This is a genomic window from Cupriavidus necator N-1 (genome assembly GCF_000219215.1).
GTDB lineage: Bacteria > Pseudomonadota > Gammaproteobacteria > Burkholderiales > Burkholderiaceae > Cupriavidus > Cupriavidus necator.
The window spans coordinates 290335-305546 of record NC_015724.1 but is presented as its reverse complement, the minus strand read 5'-3'; the positions used below and the strand labels follow the sequence as shown (position 1 = coordinate 305546).

13 protein-coding genes and 1 pseudogene are annotated in these 15212 nt (G+C 62.5%); 7 read left to right on the top strand and 7 right to left on the bottom strand.

Translation table 11 applies throughout. The features are described 5' to 3' along the window. Positions 1–39: 39 nt before the first annotated feature. The 4 genes from CNE_RS40555 to CNE_RS38035 all read left to right on the top strand — a co-directional run bounded on the left by CNE_RS40555 (position 40) and on the right by CNE_RS38035 (position 2696). Positions 40–222, top strand: a complete 183-nt coding sequence (locus CNE_RS40555) for a hypothetical protein (protein WP_013954379.1) — start codon at positions 40–42, stop codon at positions 220–222. A 152-nt stretch (positions 223–374) separates the two neighbouring features. Continuing rightward, a complete protein-coding gene (locus CNE_RS38045; RefSeq protein ID WP_013954378.1) occupies positions 375–650 on the top strand; it encodes a hypothetical protein in 276 nt (91 codons plus the stop codon). 9 nt (positions 651–659) lie between these two features. Then, positions 660–857: a cell division protein ZapA gene (locus tag CNE_RS38040; RefSeq protein WP_013954377.1), complete on the top strand. Its 198-nt coding sequence runs from the start codon at positions 660–662 to the stop codon at positions 855–857. Positions 858–929: 72 nt separating this feature from the next. Beyond that, positions 930–2696 carry an adenine nucleotide alpha hydrolase family protein gene (locus tag CNE_RS38035; protein ID WP_013954376.1) on the top strand — a complete coding sequence of 589 codons (1767 nt, stop codon included), beginning with the start codon at positions 930–932 and terminating at the stop codon, positions 2694–2696. Positions 2697–2764: 68 nt separating this feature from the next. On the opposite strand, the gene CNE_RS38030 is transcribed toward CNE_RS38035, so the two are convergent. The 5 genes and pseudogenes from CNE_RS38030 to CNE_RS38005 all read right to left on the bottom strand — a co-directional run bounded on the left by CNE_RS38030 (position 2765) and on the right by CNE_RS38005 (position 7796). Beyond that, positions 2765–3214, bottom strand: coding sequence for an HU family DNA-binding protein (locus CNE_RS38030; RefSeq protein WP_013954375.1), 450 nt, complete (start codon positions 3212–3214; stop codon positions 2765–2767). Positions 3215–3411: 197 nt separating this feature from the next. Continuing rightward, on the bottom strand, positions 3412–4362 hold the full coding sequence (locus CNE_RS38025; RefSeq protein WP_049800775.1) for a tyrosine-type recombinase/integrase: 951 nt from the start codon (positions 4360–4362) through the stop codon (positions 3412–3414). A gap of 411 nt (positions 4363–4773) precedes the next feature. Continuing rightward, positions 4774–5418, bottom strand: coding sequence for a DUF6884 domain-containing protein (locus tag CNE_RS38015; protein WP_238553242.1), 645 nt, complete (start codon positions 5416–5418; stop codon positions 4774–4776). A gap of 329 nt (positions 5419–5747) precedes the next feature. Next, a pseudogene (locus CNE_RS38010) lies at positions 5748–6352 on the bottom strand (helix-turn-helix domain-containing protein); the annotation flags it as partial. A 421-nt stretch (positions 6353–6773) separates the two neighbouring features. Continuing rightward, entirely contained in the window at positions 6774–7796 is a 1023-nt protein-coding gene (locus CNE_RS38005) for an antitoxin Xre/MbcA/ParS toxin-binding domain-containing protein (protein WP_269148761.1), read from the bottom strand. A 462-nt stretch (positions 7797–8258) separates the two neighbouring features. Here CNE_RS38005 and imuA point away from each other — a divergent pair, with 462 nt between their 5' ends. From imuA to CNE_RS37990, 3 genes are read left to right on the top strand one after another with little or no spacing between them, the layout of a single operon-like run. Then, positions 8259–8963 carry a translesion DNA synthesis-associated protein ImuA gene (gene imuA, locus CNE_RS38000; RefSeq protein ID WP_013954370.1) on the top strand — a complete coding sequence of 235 codons (705 nt, stop codon included), beginning with the start codon at positions 8259–8261 and terminating at the stop codon, positions 8961–8963. Next, on the top strand, positions 8890–10353 hold the full coding sequence (locus tag CNE_RS37995) for a Y-family DNA polymerase (RefSeq protein ID WP_013954369.1): 1464 nt from the start codon (positions 8890–8892) through the stop codon (positions 10351–10353). Before imuA ends, CNE_RS37995 begins: the two co-directional genes overlap by 74 nt. 5 nt (positions 10354–10358) lie before the next feature. Next, entirely contained in the window at positions 10359–13508 is a 3150-nt protein-coding gene (locus CNE_RS37990; RefSeq protein WP_013954368.1) for an error-prone DNA polymerase, read from the top strand. A gap of 20 nt (positions 13509–13528) precedes the next feature. On the opposite strand, the gene CNE_RS37985 is transcribed toward CNE_RS37990, so the two are convergent. Both CNE_RS37985 and CNE_RS37980 read right to left on the bottom strand, forming a co-directional pair. Further along, on the bottom strand, positions 13529–13975 hold the full coding sequence (locus tag CNE_RS37985; protein ID WP_013954367.1) for a zinc-finger-containing protein: 447 nt from the start codon (positions 13973–13975) through the stop codon (positions 13529–13531). 69 nt (positions 13976–14044) lie between these two features. Then, the gene (locus tag CNE_RS37980; protein WP_013954366.1) at positions 14045–15010 is read right to left on the bottom strand and encodes an SOS response-associated peptidase family protein; all 966 of its coding nucleotides are present in this window, start codon (positions 15008–15010) and stop codon (positions 14045–14047) included. Positions 15011–15212 lie beyond the last annotated feature (202 nt).

Below are 15212 nucleotides of genomic sequence, written 5' to 3'. Positions count from 1 at the left end.
GGCCGTTCCTTTTCCTGACCACCAAATCTGAGCTCAGTCATGAACCATATTCCAATGGCTGTGAAGGCCGAACTCGACGCGCTGCGCGAATTCCGCAAGGTGCCCGCCGCAGCCTACATATACGTCGAGACGAACGCGGCCGAGTTGGCCAAATGGGATGCGACCGGCGAAAGCGTCTCGGACATCGCCGATCTTGTGCTGGACATCGTCGCCGCAAGGTAAAGCCATGAACCGAAACCGGAACGAGCCTGGCAAGTCTGAGCGGTTCGACTCGCGATCAGGCGCGCGGGCAGTGGCGACCTTTACAGACGCATAAGCATTCTTCCTACCAATCGCTTGCCGGCTCTCGCTCGCAAGCCTCCACATTTCAAGCCATGTCAAAGATCATGATTTCGGCGGAGCACGCCGCCAAGTTGCTGCCTCGCGGTAAGAAGGTGCACACGTTTTTCAAAGTATTCGGCTGGATGGGCGCCGACGTCGACCGGACCAAAGTGCTGGCGGCATTCGAGTCAGCCCAGCGGGTTGAGGTCTCGCCCGATGCTGCGTGCTTCGGCCATGAGCTGGCCGTAGAGCTGGACGGCATGCAAACCTACATCGACACCAACCAGAAGGCCCTGCGCAAGCTGGTGCCGAAAGCGGTTGACGCGTGAGGACAGGTTATGAACCTCATTGTTGACATTGATATTGGTGGCCGCACGTTTCAGGGGACTGCCGGTCCGGCCGAAGCCGCGCAGCACTTACGCCAGTTGGCCAACGAGATCGAACGCAAGGTGGTTGATTTTTCCGCCTGCCGCGAGGGCAAACGCCTGGGCGGCGCGGAAGGCGGCTGTGCAATCGCCTATCTCGCCGATCTGTAGCACATCCACCACTCTACAACCCATAGGGGCCCAGCCCCTGTGGGCTGTGGCCCCGCTCCGAAGGGGTCACACATGCAAACCATTTCTCTCTTTCCGCAGGGCGCCTTCGATCCAATCGAGGACAAAGCAGACCAGGCCATTCGCGCCGCCCTTGCCATCCTGGAGGCTGGCCACCCGTTGGTCCTCGCTTATAGCGGCGGCAAGGACAGCAGCATGGTCGCCGCACTGGCACTGCACGCCGCGGCGCTCTACCATGCTGCGGGCGGCAAGCCACTGGTCGTCGCGACAACAGGGGACACCCTGGTGGAGTCCCCTGAAGTAGCGCATCATTACCGCCAAGAGCTCGTACGGATGCGCAGGTTCGGCAAGCAGCATGGCTTCGATGTTATTACGCGCGTCGTGCAGCCGTCGATGGCCTTGACATTCCAGGTGAAAATTTTCTCCGGCAGGGCGTTGCCCAGCTTCCCGGGCACGCACGGCGATTGCTCGACCGACCTAAAAATTGCACCACAACGCACCTTCCGCCGACAGCTCTTCCGGTCGTTGGCCGGGCAGGGCCGCGCGGAGCCGGTTACGTTGCTTGGCACTCGCTATGCAGAGAGTGCACGTCGCAGCGCTTCGATGCGCCAGCGCGGCGACTCGGCCAATGTGCCTGTGCGCAATCAGGATAGTGAATTCGTTCTTAGTCCGGTCTGTGACTGGAGCGACGACGATATCTGGGAAGGTATCGCGCTCTACGGGGGGTCCGCGCGCCCGTGTTACTCCGACTTCGAGGACATGCGGCGCATCTATGCGCATGCTGCCGGCACATCGTGCGCCGTGGTGGCTGACGCCATTCTCGATGGCGCCGGTTCGAGTCGACCCCGCAAATGCGGGGCGCGGCTAGGCTGCCATGTTTGCCAGATGGCGGAGGACAAGAGCCTCGCTAGTATGGTCGAGTACGACGAACGCTATGCCTATGCGGCCGGCCTGCAGAGGCTAAACCGATTCATCCGAAACACCCGCTTTGATTGGAGTCGACGTCATTGGGTGGGCCGCACCATCAGCGGCGGCTACATCAAGATCCAGCCGGACACGTACCATCCACGGATGGTTCGCGAACTAGTGCGGTACATGTTGCAGCTGGACTATGATGAGCAATGCCGGGCCGAGCAGGCAGGGGAACGACCGAAGTTCGAACTCCTGCCCCTAGACATGCTGATCGCAGTCGACGCGCTGCAGTCACTGAATGGCCTCGGCAGACCCTTTGCAGCATGGGCGGACTGGCGGGACATTCACCAGCGGGGTGTCAGGTATGACATTCCCGATGTGTCCCAGGTCGCCCAGACCGCGGTCCCGACGGCGCGCTTCTTGCACGTGGGAGCGGAATGGGACGACACGGCTGCGCCTTCGGATTGGACCGGCCTGCGCAATCCGTACCTTGAAAGCTTCACCGCAGATTCCCCCTGCGGCCCAAAGCTGCAGGTCACAACTGGAGGCCGCGAGCTTTGGGCATTGCCCACCGCGCAGCAATTTTCAGTCGATCCGGAGTCGGCGCTGCTGATCTCCGAGTTCGAGGTGGATCGGTTGCTGGACGTTCATGATGCAGGCCTGGCGCCCGGCCAAGTTACTGCGGGCTACCGCTGGTACGCGCAGTATGGGTGCCTGACGCTTTCCCATGCGCAGCGGGGCGAGCACGACGAGATCGCGCGGCGCACCGCCTACAAGGATCGCCTCGGGCTCACCCTTGAGTACGATGTGGGCGCATTGCGTTCGCGGGCGGTGCCCTTCGAGGACCTGCCAGCGACCAGTCAGTTGGCTTGGCGGCAAGCTGCTACGCCGCAGCAATCCCTCTTCTAGAGCCCATGCAAAAGGCCCCGAGATCGCGATTTCGGGGCCCTTTCTTTGGCTCGCGGGAACCGGCGCGATTACATCGCGGCATCCTTCAGCTTCTTCATCGCGCGAACCTTCACCTTCACGCTGGCCGGCTTCGCCGCAAACCACTGGTCCTGGCCTGTGAACGGGTTCTTGCCGAAGCGCTTCTTCGTGGCCGGGACTTGAATAGCCGACACCTTGAACAGGCCCGGGAACGTGAATTCGCCGGCGCCCTTCTTGTGAATGGCGCTGACGATGGTGTTTTCCAGGTGGGCCAGCACCGTCTGAACGGTCTTCTTGTCCAACTCAGTCTGGGCGATCAGGTGGGCCAGCAGGCTCGACTTGTTGAACGTGTCCTTCAACGGCTTGGCGACCGGGGCTGCCGAAGCAGCTTTTTTGGCGGGAGCGGCCTTCGTCACGGGCGTGTCCTTCTTTGCGGGGGCAGCCTTCTTTGCAGCGGTCTTCGTTGCGGTCTTTGCTACGGGTTTTGCTTTCGTGGCCATAGTCGTGTCTGGTTAGAAAAGTGCGCGCGCCTGACGGCGAATTAGGGTGTGGCGCCGCACCGGCGAAGAATAGCAAAAACCGCCGCGGGCGCAAGAGCGAGACGCGATTTTTGAATGCGCCGCTGGCTGCCCGCTCGGGATCGATCGCGCGGCGATAAATCGCTTTCATGGTGCCCATCGTGATATCCATGATCTTCCTATTCGTTGGCCTCGGCGGGGGCGGCCTGCAGCGTCTCGCAGCGCTTGGCCTCTGGCATCAGGGTAGCGGCGATCCGATCACAGGTTCGATTGCTGACCAGCCCCAACATTTGGCTGACCTCATCGCAAGAGTGACCGGCCAAAAGCTGGCGGCGGCAAAAGGTATTGCGCAACGTACGCGGGCTTGGCTCAGCACCCGAGAACCCGATTTCTGCGAGTGCGGTGGCCACGATGCGGCCGAGGCTCATGTCGGTGATCGGTCGACCATCTGGGGTAAGCGTGAACAGCAAATCGCCGTCGAGGGGGAGGGTTGCGCGCCGGGCGGACCAGGCGCGCAGGATCGGTACAGCGAAGCTGGCTAGGTGCACCGTGCGCGCGTCGCGCGGTCCGTGTGCGCGCACGACCAGGTAGGGCGGGGTCGCGTCCGGCCACAGATCCGCCAAGCGCGCTGCACGCGCCTCACCCGCTGTGATTCCCGTACCGAGGAATGCGGCGACGATCGCGCGGCTGCGTAGCCCGGCGACATCGTCCGGAGGCGATAGGAGGTAGGCCTGCAACCGCGCGTCCTCAGCTGCGGTGAGGAACAGAGGCGTTGGCTCCTGATCTGGCCAGCGCTCAGCGGAGAGCAGGGGGGCTGCAGGGTTATCCAGCCGTACGCCGGTGAAGACCAGATGCCGGCACAGCCGGTCCAGCAGCATCACATACCGCGTGCGGGTGGCCTGAGAGTAGTTCCGGCCATCGGGTGACTGCCAGAACGCGTCGACGTCTGCGGTGCCAAATGAGGCGATGGTCGCGCCCCTCACAACCAGGTGCCGGCGGAAATGCTCGAACATCGCCTGATGCTGGACGATCGAGCGCGCCGAGAAGGGACGGCGGTCAGCGCCGGCCGCTTCTCGAGCCTGCCAGTCCCGGTATGCCTGAGTTGGGTTAGTAAGCCAGAGGGAATCCATTCGCGTCATGCCGCAGTTATATACTGAATTTGCCCCATCCCACACCCCTGCCGCCGCTCCGCGGCGGATACCAGGTGAGGGGGTCAGAACCCCGGTCGGCCATAGCGGTTGCGGCGCGCGGCCAGTCTGCCGCGGGTGCAGGCGTAGCGAGGGTAGGAGGCATCCAGCATGTCCGCGATCCGCTCCAAGCGGTCCTCCGACGCGAAGCAGCACGCGAGCAAGCATTCCCAGGCGCAGTAGCGCATGATTTCCTGTAGCAGCGCATACCGCTTTTCTGGGGGAAGTGGAGGTTGCCGACCTTCGCCCACGCCTTCAGCCCTGCATGGGCCAGCGCTACGAGTTTGTCGGGCGTGGCCGGCCCCGTTTGGCACAGATCAATGGCCTCACGATGCAGCTGTCTGTCGAAATCACTCATGCCGACTCCTCTGTGGAAGGATGGAGATCCGCGACGCTGACCCAACGCGGGCAGATTTTCGCTCGGCCGCGCACAAACTCTTCGACTTCGACGTCGGCGGTGGGGCCGCTCGGCCCATTGAAAACCGAGAGCACGCGTGCCTGGCGCGCGGGAAGAGCGGGGGCGGCCCGGTAGAGCAGGGTGGCGATGGAGCCCGCCTCGATCCAGCCATACGAGCGATAGATCGGTGTGCCGTTGGCATGTTGGCCGATCTGGTCGCGGAACACCGACGGCAAGCCATCGAGGAAGGTGCCGAGCTGGGACCGCTGCGTGCCAATGCCACCGGTCGTTTCATGAACGGTGAGGGGCAGGGCGCCGTACTGGCGAACAAGCGCGGCACGCATGACGCGACGGTACTCCTTGCCGCCAGCCAGCAGCACCTTGCCTACCTGGGTGGGCCAGTCTGCTGATGCCGCGAACGCTGGCAGATCGGCCAGAATCTCGTCCGCGCGCTGTGTCGTCATGCGCTGGTCATAGGGGGCGATCACGTCGCGGGGATCGATGAAGCCGTGACGTGCCGACAGGATGAGTACATTCGGGCTGGCCTCGGGCCGGACGTGTGCCCGGTAGGATTCGTACATGACGCCCTGGTAGAGATCCATGGCCGGCGCCGGCCGGTCTAGCTTCGTGCCGGAACAGGCGAGCAGGAGCAGCGCGGGGCCAGTCGTGGCAGACTCGCGGCCTAACGGGCTTGAGAAGAGGGAAAGCTGTGAGTGGCAGGTGAGCATGTGCATCGTCGGCAATGGGATGCGTTCACTCTACGGGTGCCACGGCAAAGTCAAGTAGCCTGGTTACCAAGTCTTGTGCGCACTAGATTTCCCGTTCTCGGTACAGCGCCACCTTATGCCCGACACCGATCCCTTGCTCTGCAGAATGAGTTCCTGCACCGGAATCTGCATGAGGTTGCGCGCTACCTCGGCGGACGATGGTTGCCGTGGCACTCAAGGTAAGCCCGTGTCGCCTCGAAATACGCAAAAGCGGATTCCGTCGGCGCGAAGCGCAACGCCATCAGCCGGCTGGTGGCGTCGTCGACGTAGACCAGCAGCGTGCAGGCCGGCGCCCGGTCCTCGAACCAGGCGTGGTCGCTGCCGTCGATCTGCACCAGTTCGCCCAGGCAGGCCCGGCGATTCCTCGGCTGGTGCACCTTGGGTGGACGCAGCTTGCGTGGCATCCAGAACCCCGCGTCGATCATGATCCGGCGCACGCACGCCGGCGAGATCTCGATGCCATGGCGCTCGCGCAGCTTCTCGCAGGCCAGGGTCGGGCCGAAGTCGGCATAGCTGTCGCGGATCAGGCCACGCACACGGGATTCCAGACCTGCAACTGGTTGTGGCCCGGCTGTCCCCATTTACGGGAGACCAGGCCTTGGGGGCCATCCTGCCGGTACCGCTGCACCAGCCGCTCGACCTGGCGCTTGGAAATGCCGAGCTTCTCGGCGGCGCGCCAGACCATCAGCCCGTCCTGCACAACGGCCTGGATGACCTTGCAGCGGTCCAGTTCGCGCATGCTCATGGTGATCGTGTCGGGTCGGCCCATGGTCGCGCTCCTGGCTCGCTTGCGAGGCCGCCAGCTTGGCACGCTCCGGGACGGGGTACGACATTTGAACTTAACCCAAGTACGACATTAGAAAAAACGGCCAACACCAACTGTTCGCATAATAATTATTATGTTAAATCATGTCATCAAATGACCATCAAACAGAAGCGCTTCGTCTAGCCCATTGAGTTTATTAGTTTTTCTGTCGGTGGTGTGGCCGTGGCTACGAACCCGTGGGGCAAGTTGTCAAAAAGTCGAAACGACGTCGGCCGTGGGAGCTCTCGGACCGGCCCGATCAGTGGGCGGCACGCCGATGGCGCGGCCACTTTACTGCCCGTGTCGCGGGCGACCACTTCACGTCTGAGCAAATGGTCTGTCAAATGCTCTTTCGGTCTTCCGGACAATTGGGTGCGGTCATGTGTTATTCCATATCACCGCTTTTCGGGTGCTTGGCGATCCAGTCTTCCATATAAGTTATCACCGCGGCGGCACCCTCGTCCGACTCCAAAAGGTCCAAAGGGACCGCGCCCCCCAGATGCTCATTCGGGGTGCTGAGCCATTTGAACGCGGCCCCTTTACTGCCTCGCACCTTAGTGGCCAAAGTCAAAGCGGGGGTTAGCAAGTCAGGCCGCGCGTACCAGGACGTTGGCTTGAGACTCACGCCACGTTTGCGCGGCACCACCCGCGGCAACTGCGCGGCAGCAAGTTCTTGCTCGGAAATGTGTTCACGTGTCCAATGACTGAGCTGAACGAGACTCGTGTTGGGCGGGCGTCGATGGTCGCAAGTGGGATTCACCAGTCCCACGACGACATTCGTGTTGTCGCGGATCATTTGCAGTGCCGGTGCCAGGTCCGTGTCATTCGAGGCAATTACGACCTGATCCACGTCGCCTGTTAGAGCATCATGGTAGGCATGCAGTGCGAGTTGGACATCGCTCTGCTTCTCCTCGAACTTCCAGATGTCTACGCGCTCACAGTGCCGGGGCCACTTGCCAGGGTTAGCGTGGTCGACCTTCGGCGCCCTGACTTGGGAAACGGAGAAGTATCCTTTAATGATTTGAAGCCGGCCTGCGCAGTAATTTTCGAGCGCGGTATGGTAGGCGTCCTGCGACGACACGGAATCCGGGCCCTTGGCCGCCGTCTCCACGATTGTCGCGGTAAAGTACTTCACCGCGACGGGGCGCAGTTCATGCCGGTCCGGCGATCCGCCCGGGCCCATATGAAGGATCGAAGGAAGAATTTGGTTTTCGAACAGTGCGTGCAGGTTTAGCCACTTGAAGCGACTGCCTTTCAGGCAACCATAGTAGAAGTTGTACCCGTCGACATAGACGCGCGTCCTGAGCGTCCGGCCACCTTGCCCTCCCATTCCCGACTCCAGAAACGAAAAAACCGGCTTTCGCCGGCTTTTTCCCCCGCGCACCAGGTGGTCAAGCCACACCGACATCGCGGATTAGTTGTTAAGCAAATGCTAACCCGCTGCTGCGTTTTTTGCAACGGCTTGCTGCATGACGTTTCCGTTGCCAAGGCATGACGCGCTTATTCAACGCCAAAGCAAGGCGGCTTAAAGGTTCCACACCGCCGAGTTCTGTTGCCGGCAGGTCTTCAGGGCCGCTGAACGTTTGACCAGTTACGCCCGCTCCGGCCAAGTGCGGTCTCTGCCGCCGTCGCGACCGAAAAAACGGTTGCAGGCCCCGGATTGGAGGATCCCACCCGCAACGGGCTGCCGCCTGTCGGCGACCTCTACAGTTCCGCGCTTGCCTGCAACGCTCGGATTATAAAGGTGATGTAGGTGATGCGGTTCGCCCGGCAGTGCTGTAATGAGCTCCCGCAGGAGAGTCGATCGTGTGATGGATGGTGCAGGTGAACACTGTATAAATATACAGTACACTGTTGGCAGGAGTTCGCCATGCTATCCGTCGCCCCCGAAACCATCCATCCGTCACTTTGGCTTGCCTCGCAGCTTGCTCGGGGCAACGCACGCACCGTTCCGACCGGGTATCCGTCGCTCGACAAGGAGCTTCCGGGCGGTGGCTGGCCGATCAGCTGCCTGACGGAGTTGCTGCAGCGCCAGCCGGGTATCGGCGAGTTGCGCTTGCTACGCCCTGCTCTCGTTGCGCGCTCGAACCGCCCTGTCGCGCTTCTGGCACCACCGCACGCGCCTCAAGCGTTGGCGCTCGCCAACTGGGGCGTCCCGTCCGCGCAGATTCTCTGGGTCGAAGCCCGGCACACGGCTGACGCCCTGTGGGCCGCGGAGCAGATCTTGCGCGCCGGGACCTGCGGAGCGCTCGTCTTTTGGCAGTCGCACCTGCGTAACGATGCGCTTCGGCGTCTGCATCTTGCCGCACAAGCCTCCGATGTCCTTTTCTTCGTTGTTCGTCCGACGGCCTGTGCACACGATGCCTCGCCGGCGCCGCTGCGCCTGACATTGGAACCTGCATCGGACGGAATTCGTGTGCAGTTCGTTAAGCGTCGAGGCCCGCAGCAGGAATCGCCGCTTAACGTAGCCCTGCAGCCCTCGCCCATTCTGTTGTATCGCCATGCTGCGCCTGTGGATCTGCCTACGCCTGTCATCCCTGCCCCTCGAAGTATTCCGGCCGAACTGGTCCACTGAGCTGGCGGTTGCTGTCCTGGACAGGGAGCGCGTGCATATGGCGTCGCCGCTGGCCATTGCGGCCGGCGTGAAGCCGGCAATGCGCCGCGGAGGCGTGCAGACGATCGCACCGCAGACCATTCTCTTTGACCGCGATGGTTGCGCAGAACTGGCGGCGCTCAAGCGTGTCACGATGGCGATGCTGCAGTTCTCGCCCAATGTCACTGCTTCCGAGGAGGCGGCGGTGCTTGTCGACATCAGCACCACGCTGCGACTATTCGGCGGCGTCCGCAAGCTGCGGCAACGGATGCTGGCGGCCGTCAGGGCAATGGGGTTTAATCCAGTCGCGGGATGCGCACCAACTGCCGAAGGCGCTTGGCTGCTTGCGCGCTCTGGCGGCGGAACGGCACTAAGTATGCCCACATTGGTGCGAGCGCTGGTCGGCATGCCCGTTGCGATCCTGCCGGCGGCGCGGCCGTTTGATGAGTGGCTGGACGGACTCGGCTGTCGGACGCTAGGAGACCTGCGCCGGCTGCCGCGCGCAGGCCTGCAGCGCCGATGCGGCGCCGCCATCCTTGAGGCGTTGGATCGCGCCCATGCGGAAGCACCGGAAGTCTTCGAATGGGTCGAAGCTCCCCCATCGTTTGACGCTGCGGTGGATCTTCCGGATAGGATCGAGAACGCTGAGTCCGCCCTTGCCTACATTCGCGGCTTGCTGGTACAGATGGTCGGCTGGCTAACCGCCCGGCACCTGGCCATCAAACGGTTTGCGGTCGAACTTTGCCACGAGCGCGGCCGCGCTGCCATCGCGCCAACGAAGATTGAGATTGCGCTGGCCGAGCCCAACTGGCATGAAGAGCATTTGGTTCGCCTGCTCAAAGAGCGTCTGACGCGGCTGACTGTCGAGGCGCCGATGATCGCCGTCGCGGTGTCTGCCATCGAGACCGAGCCGGTGGCGCCCCCCAGCGATTCATTGTTTCCAGAACCGGGCGGCACGCCGGCGGACCATGCACGCCTGCTTGAGTTGCTGGTCGCGCGTCTGGGCGCCGACCACGTGCGCCAACCGTGCTTGCGTGCCGACTACCGCCCAGAAGTCGCCAACAGCTGGCAGCCGGCAACTGACAAGCCGCCCAGCGCAACGTTGCCCTCAGGCCTGCCACGTCCCGTTTGGCTGCTCAGCAAGCCGATGCCGCTGATTGAACGCGACCACCGCCCCTTCTACGGCTCACCACTGCGTATCGTCTCACCGCCCGAGCGCATCGAGTCGGGCTGGTGGGGAGGCCAGCTGGTGACCCGCGACTATTTCGTTGCGGAGGCGAAGGACCACACCTGCTATTGGATCTTTCAGGAACGCATGGGCAGCCGAGAAAGCGACGCGGCTCGGTGGTATCTGCATGGCCTCTTTGGCTGAAAGCCATGGACATCAACGCCGCGGCAGGTCTGCCCGCCTACGCGGAGCTGCACTGCCGCTCCAACTTCTCCTTCCTCGCCGGCGCCTCACGACCGGAAGAGCTCGCTGAACGTGCCGCCCAGTTGGGCTACCACGCGCTCGCCATCACCGACGAGTGCTCGCTGGCGGGCATCGTTCGCGCGCACACTGAGGCCAGGAACGCCGGCCTTCGCCTGGTAGTCGGCGCCTGGTTTCGGTTGCAGAACGCCGACGGCTCTCCCGCGCTCTCATTCCTTGCGCTTGCCCGTAACCGCGAAGGTTATGGCAACTTGTGCGAACTGATCACGCTCGCGCGCATGCGCGCCGCCAAGGGTTTCTATGTGCTGACCCCACGCGACTTGACAGCGCCCGAAGCGCCGTCCGAGCATCTGAAGGGGTTGCCAGATTGCTTGATCGTTTTCACGCCGGACTATGGCGTGGCGGCCGAGAAGCTGGAGGCGCAATCTGCATGGGTGAGCGCGACCTTTGCCGGCAGGGCTTGGATGGGATTGAGCCTGCTCTACAAGCCGATGGACGATATTCACCGCGGCACGGTCGAAGCGGCCGCGGCGCGCCATCACCTGCGCATCGTCGCCACCGGCAACGTCACCATGCACGTCCGCTCGCGCAAGCCGATGCATGACGTGCTGACCGCCATCCGTGTACATCGCCCGGTTCCCGAATGTGGGTATGACCTCCTGCCTAACGCCGAGCAGCACCTGCGCTCCCGGTTGCGGCTCGCCAACATTTACCCGCACCGCTACCTGACGGAGTCGGTCCACATTGCAAACCTGTGTCAATTTTCTTTGGACGAGCTCCGTTACGAGTATCCCGAGGAAGTGGTGCCGGATGGCGTCACGCCGTCCGACTATCTGCGGGGAGAAGCCTATGTCGGCGCGCAGCGTCGCTATCCGGACGGCATCCCGCTCGCCGTCCAGCAGCAGCTCGAGCACGAGCTTGCCCTGATCCGTGACATGGCGTACGAACCCTATTTCCTGACGGTCTACGATATCGTTCGGTTCGCCCGCTCCAACGGCATCCTCTGCCAGGGCCGCGGGTCCGCGGCCAATTCCGCCGTCTGCTACTGTCTCGGCATCACCGAAGTTGACCCGGCACGCGGCAACCTGCTGTTCGAGCGGTTCATCTCCAAAGAGCGTGCCGAGCCGCCCGATATCGACGTCGACTTCGAGCACCAGCGCCGCGAGGAAGTGATCCAGTACCTGTATCGGAAGTATGGGCGGGACCGCGCGGCACTGGCTGCCGCGGTGACCACCTACCGGCCTCGCAGCGCACTGCGCGACACGGGCAAGGCATTAGGTGTTGACCCTGCCATCGTCGACCTGGTAGCCAAGTCCCACCATTGGTTCGACAGCAAAGCGGACCTCCTCAAGCGTTTTGGCGAAAGCGGCCTGGATCCGGATGCGGAATTGTCCCAACGCTGGGCACACATGGCCGTGTCGCTGCTGGGCTTCCCGCGCCACCTTTCCCAGCACACGGGCGGATTCGTGCTCGCCCGTGGCAAGCTTTCCAGGCTGGTGCCAATCGAAAACGCGGCGATGGCCGATCGCAGCGTGATTCAGTGGGACAAGGACGACCTTGACACCTTGGGGCTGCTAAAGGTTGACGTCCTCGCGCTCGGCATGCTGTCTGCAATTCGCCGCGCCTTGGACCTGGTGATGCAACAACGCGGTGAAGCCTTTGAGCTGCAGGACATCCCGGCGGAAGATCCGAAGACCTACGAGATGATCTCGCGAGCGGATACGGTCGGTGTGTTCCAGATCGAATCCCGCGCCCAGATGTCGATGCTGCCCCGTTTGAAACCACGTACGTTCTACGACCTCGTCATCGAAGTGGCCATCGTTCGGCCCGGGCCGGTTCAAGGTGGCATGGTGCATCCCTACCTGCGCCGCCGGCAGGGGTTGGAGCCGGTCAGCTATCCGAGTCCGGAGATGGAGCAAGCCCTGTCCCGGACACTTGGTGTGCCAATCTTTCAGGAACAGGTGATGCAGGTAGCCATGCTGGCGGCTGGCTTCTCAGCTGGGGAAGCGGATCAACTGCGTCGCGCCATGGCGGCCTGGAAGCGAAAAGGTGGCTTGGAGCGATACCACGAACGCATTGTGACGGGCATGCTCGAGCGCGGCTACGATCCGGAGTTCGCGGAGAGCATCTTCCGGCAGATCCAGGGCTTTGGCGAGTACGGCTTTCCGGAAAGCCATGCAGCAAGTTTCGCACTTCTCGTCTACGCGAGTGCCTGGCTCAAGTGCCACGAGCCTGCCGCCTTCCTCTGCGCCATGCTGAATAGCCAGCCGATGGGCTTCTACACGCCATCCCAGCTGGTGCAGGACGCAAAGCGCCATGGCGTCACGGTTCTTCCTGTTGATGTGACAGTGAGTGGCTGGGACGCCAGCCTGGAAAGTCACGAAGGCTCGGTGCTGGCCGTACGCCTGGGCCTCTCGCAGCTGAGGGGCATGCGCCGCGAAGCGGCCGAACGCATCGAAACGACACGCGCACTCCGGCCCTTCGCCTCCGTTAAGGATCTCGCTCGCAGAGCGTCGCTAGACCGGCACGATGCCAATGTACTGGCCGCTGGCAATGCGTTGATTGGCCTTACCGGTAGTCGGCGTCAGGCGATGTGGCAGGCGGCCGCAGCAGTCCCTGACAAGGATCTGCTGCGGCCCGCGGATCTGGACGAGCCAACACCCGAACTCCCACAGCCAACGGAAGGCGAGGAGATCGTCAGCGACTATCGCTCGCTCGGCCTCACGCTGAACCGCCACCCGCTTGCCCTGCTCCGCCACAAGCTTGCCGCGTTGCGCTTTGTGCCCGCCGATGTGCTTGCCACCTATGCGACGCGGCAGATTGCCCGTGCCTGCGGAATCGTGACCGTACGGCAGCGCCCGAGCACGGCTAACGGGGTGGTGTTCTTGTCGCTGGAGGACGAGACTGGCACCGTCAGCGTCATCGTCTGGCCGTCCGTGATGGAGAAGTATCGACGCGAGGTATTGACGGCCTCCCTGCTCGGTGTCTATGGCCAGTGGCAATGCGAAGGCGAGGTGCGACACCTGATCGCGCAACGCTTTGTCGACTTGTCGCCCATGCTTGGATCCCTGGACACCGCGAGCAGGAATTTTTGCTAACGGTATTCTCGTTGCCCTCATCAGGAAGGCTCTCGCCCACGTGAGGCCTGGAACTCGGCGATGAATTGGATTGCCTGTTCGCACTGATCAAGCGAAAGGGCATGGATGCTGGGGCTGTCGACTGGAATGTGGAGCGATGCAATCAGCCACTTCATTGCCTTGCCCCGCGCCTCAAAGGCGTTGACACCGTCGCGCCGCATCTTCGCAGTGACCAAAGGCTCGAGGGCATCGTGCAGTCGGCTCTTCTTTTCGCGTAATGCCGCGTCGGCCAACCTTCCAAGCGGGGTGTGTTGCTTGCTACGCGCACGCACGCCGATCCACGCCTGGCACGGGGAGCAGATCCACACGGGCCCGTGGTCCTCCAAATAGGGGTATGCCTCTTCTCCCACGCGGGCAAGAACCGCCTTCCCGCCGCAGTAATCGCAGAGGGGCTGAGGAGGAGCAGGTATCGGTCGGCCAACACGCATCAATGACCCTGAGTTGCGCAGTGCAGGAAGTGCGAGATTCTACGATATGGAATCGGGATCCTTCGTTCCCTACGCTGCCAGCTGGTGCTCGTAGTAGGGCTGGTTTCGGTCGTCCAGGATTGCATCGAGCGCGGCCAAGTTCTTCGCGTCGGGATTTAACCAGGCTTCCACATGCTCGGGCTTGACTGGCACGATACAACGATCATGCCCTGCGGCCGACACCTCAGCGGGCGGCTCGTCGGTGATGGCAGCGAAGGAATAGAGATCGGCCTCGCCCTCTCCTCCTTTGCTGAACGACCATAGACACGCCACCAGCATGTCCTGCCGCGGCTCGGGCCTGAACTCCAAAACTACGTTCTCTTCCGGCTCGCCAGGCGCCAGCTCTCGCTGCTCCATCCGATGCCGTGCGACATTTTCGTAGAAAGCATTGACGATCATGATGCCGTGTTTATAGCCGTATAGCTGTCGCCATGCCTTCTTCAAATTGTCGCGTCTTGCATTGTATGAACCAAGTTTCTGGCGCTCCATCGCCGGCGTCCACCCCGGCAGCCTGCACTGATAGCGCATCGGAATCACAACCCGTTGGCCGTCCTGCACCACCATCACAGGCGCGTAATGCCCCGGGAAAATACGCGAGTCCCGATCCATCAAATCGGCTCGCTGCAGGTCGGCAAGATTGCGCTGTGCCCTCGCGATCTTGTCAGTCGCGATGCGCTGATCGTTCTCCGCCTTCTTCGTCGGCTTGGCTGCCAATGCGCGCTCCGCGCCCGTCAGCCGGGTCTTCTGCTGGAACAGCTCCGTTTCCAACGCTCTCGCCTGATCTTTGTCACCCGCCGCCACAAGGTCGGCGACAGCGCGCTCCTTGTCGCTGGCGGCGGAAAGGAATGCGGCACGCATTGCCTTAGGCAGTTTGGACCAGCCGCCGTCTCTGCGCTTCTCCCAGAAAAGCTCGACAAAATGCTCAAAACTGACCGAGGCCCCGAATTCCCGAACGTACTTTCGATAGCTGGCGTGAATCTGCGCGGAATAGCACATCGCTGTCACCGTGGCGTTGTGGCTGAAGAAGCCATTCTAGTGGCGCCGGCCTGACCCTGCAGGGGCACCCCCTTTCTTGAAAATGGGTGAGCACGCCGGTTGCACGGCAGGCCTTCCGAGCATACCTGTCAGACGCTGCCTTCTACATCGCATTGAGATAGCGGCCTAGACTGCAGCAATATGGCAACCCGAGGAGCCGACA

Bases quoted from the DNA above. Each gene is read 5' to 3' on its own strand.
- CNE_RS40555 (WP_013954379.1), top strand. From the start codon at position 40: ATGAACCATATTCCAATGGCTGTGAAGGCCGAACTCGACGCGCTGCGC.
- CNE_RS38045 (WP_013954378.1), top strand. From the start codon at position 375: ATGTCAAAGATCATGATTTCGGCGGAGCACGCCGCCAAGTTGCTGCCT.
- CNE_RS38040 (WP_013954377.1), top strand. From the start codon at position 660: ATGAACCTCATTGTTGACATTGATATTGGTGGCCGCACGTTTCAGGGG.
- CNE_RS38035 (WP_013954376.1), top strand. From the start codon at position 930: ATGCAAACCATTTCTCTCTTTCCGCAGGGCGCCTTCGATCCAATCGAG.
- CNE_RS38030 (WP_013954375.1), bottom strand. From the start codon at position 3,214: ATGGCCACGAAAGCAAAACCCGTAGCAAAGACCGCAACGAAGACCGCT.
- CNE_RS38025 (WP_049800775.1), bottom strand. From the start codon at position 4,362: ATGGATTCCCTCTGGCTTACTAACCCAACTCAGGCATACCGGGACTGG.
- CNE_RS38015 (WP_238553242.1), bottom strand. From the start codon at position 5,418: ATGGATCTCTACCAGGGCGTCATGTACGAATCCTACCGGGCACACGTC.
- CNE_RS38005 (WP_269148761.1), bottom strand. From the start codon at position 7,796: ATGTCGGTGTGGCTTGACCACCTGGTGCGCGGGGGAAAAAGCCGGCGA.
- imuA (WP_013954370.1), top strand. From the start codon at position 8,259: ATGCTATCCGTCGCCCCCGAAACCATCCATCCGTCACTTTGGCTTGCC.
- CNE_RS37995 (WP_013954369.1), top strand. From the start codon at position 8,890: ATGCTGCGCCTGTGGATCTGCCTACGCCTGTCATCCCTGCCCCTCGAA.
- CNE_RS37990 (WP_013954368.1), top strand. From the start codon at position 10,359: ATGGACATCAACGCCGCGGCAGGTCTGCCCGCCTACGCGGAGCTGCAC.
- CNE_RS37985 (WP_013954367.1), bottom strand. From the start codon at position 13,975: ATGCGTGTTGGCCGACCGATACCTGCTCCTCCTCAGCCCCTCTGCGAT.
- CNE_RS37980 (WP_013954366.1), bottom strand. From the start codon at position 15,010: ATGTGCTATTCCGCGCAGATTCACGCCAGCTATCGAAAGTACGTTCGG.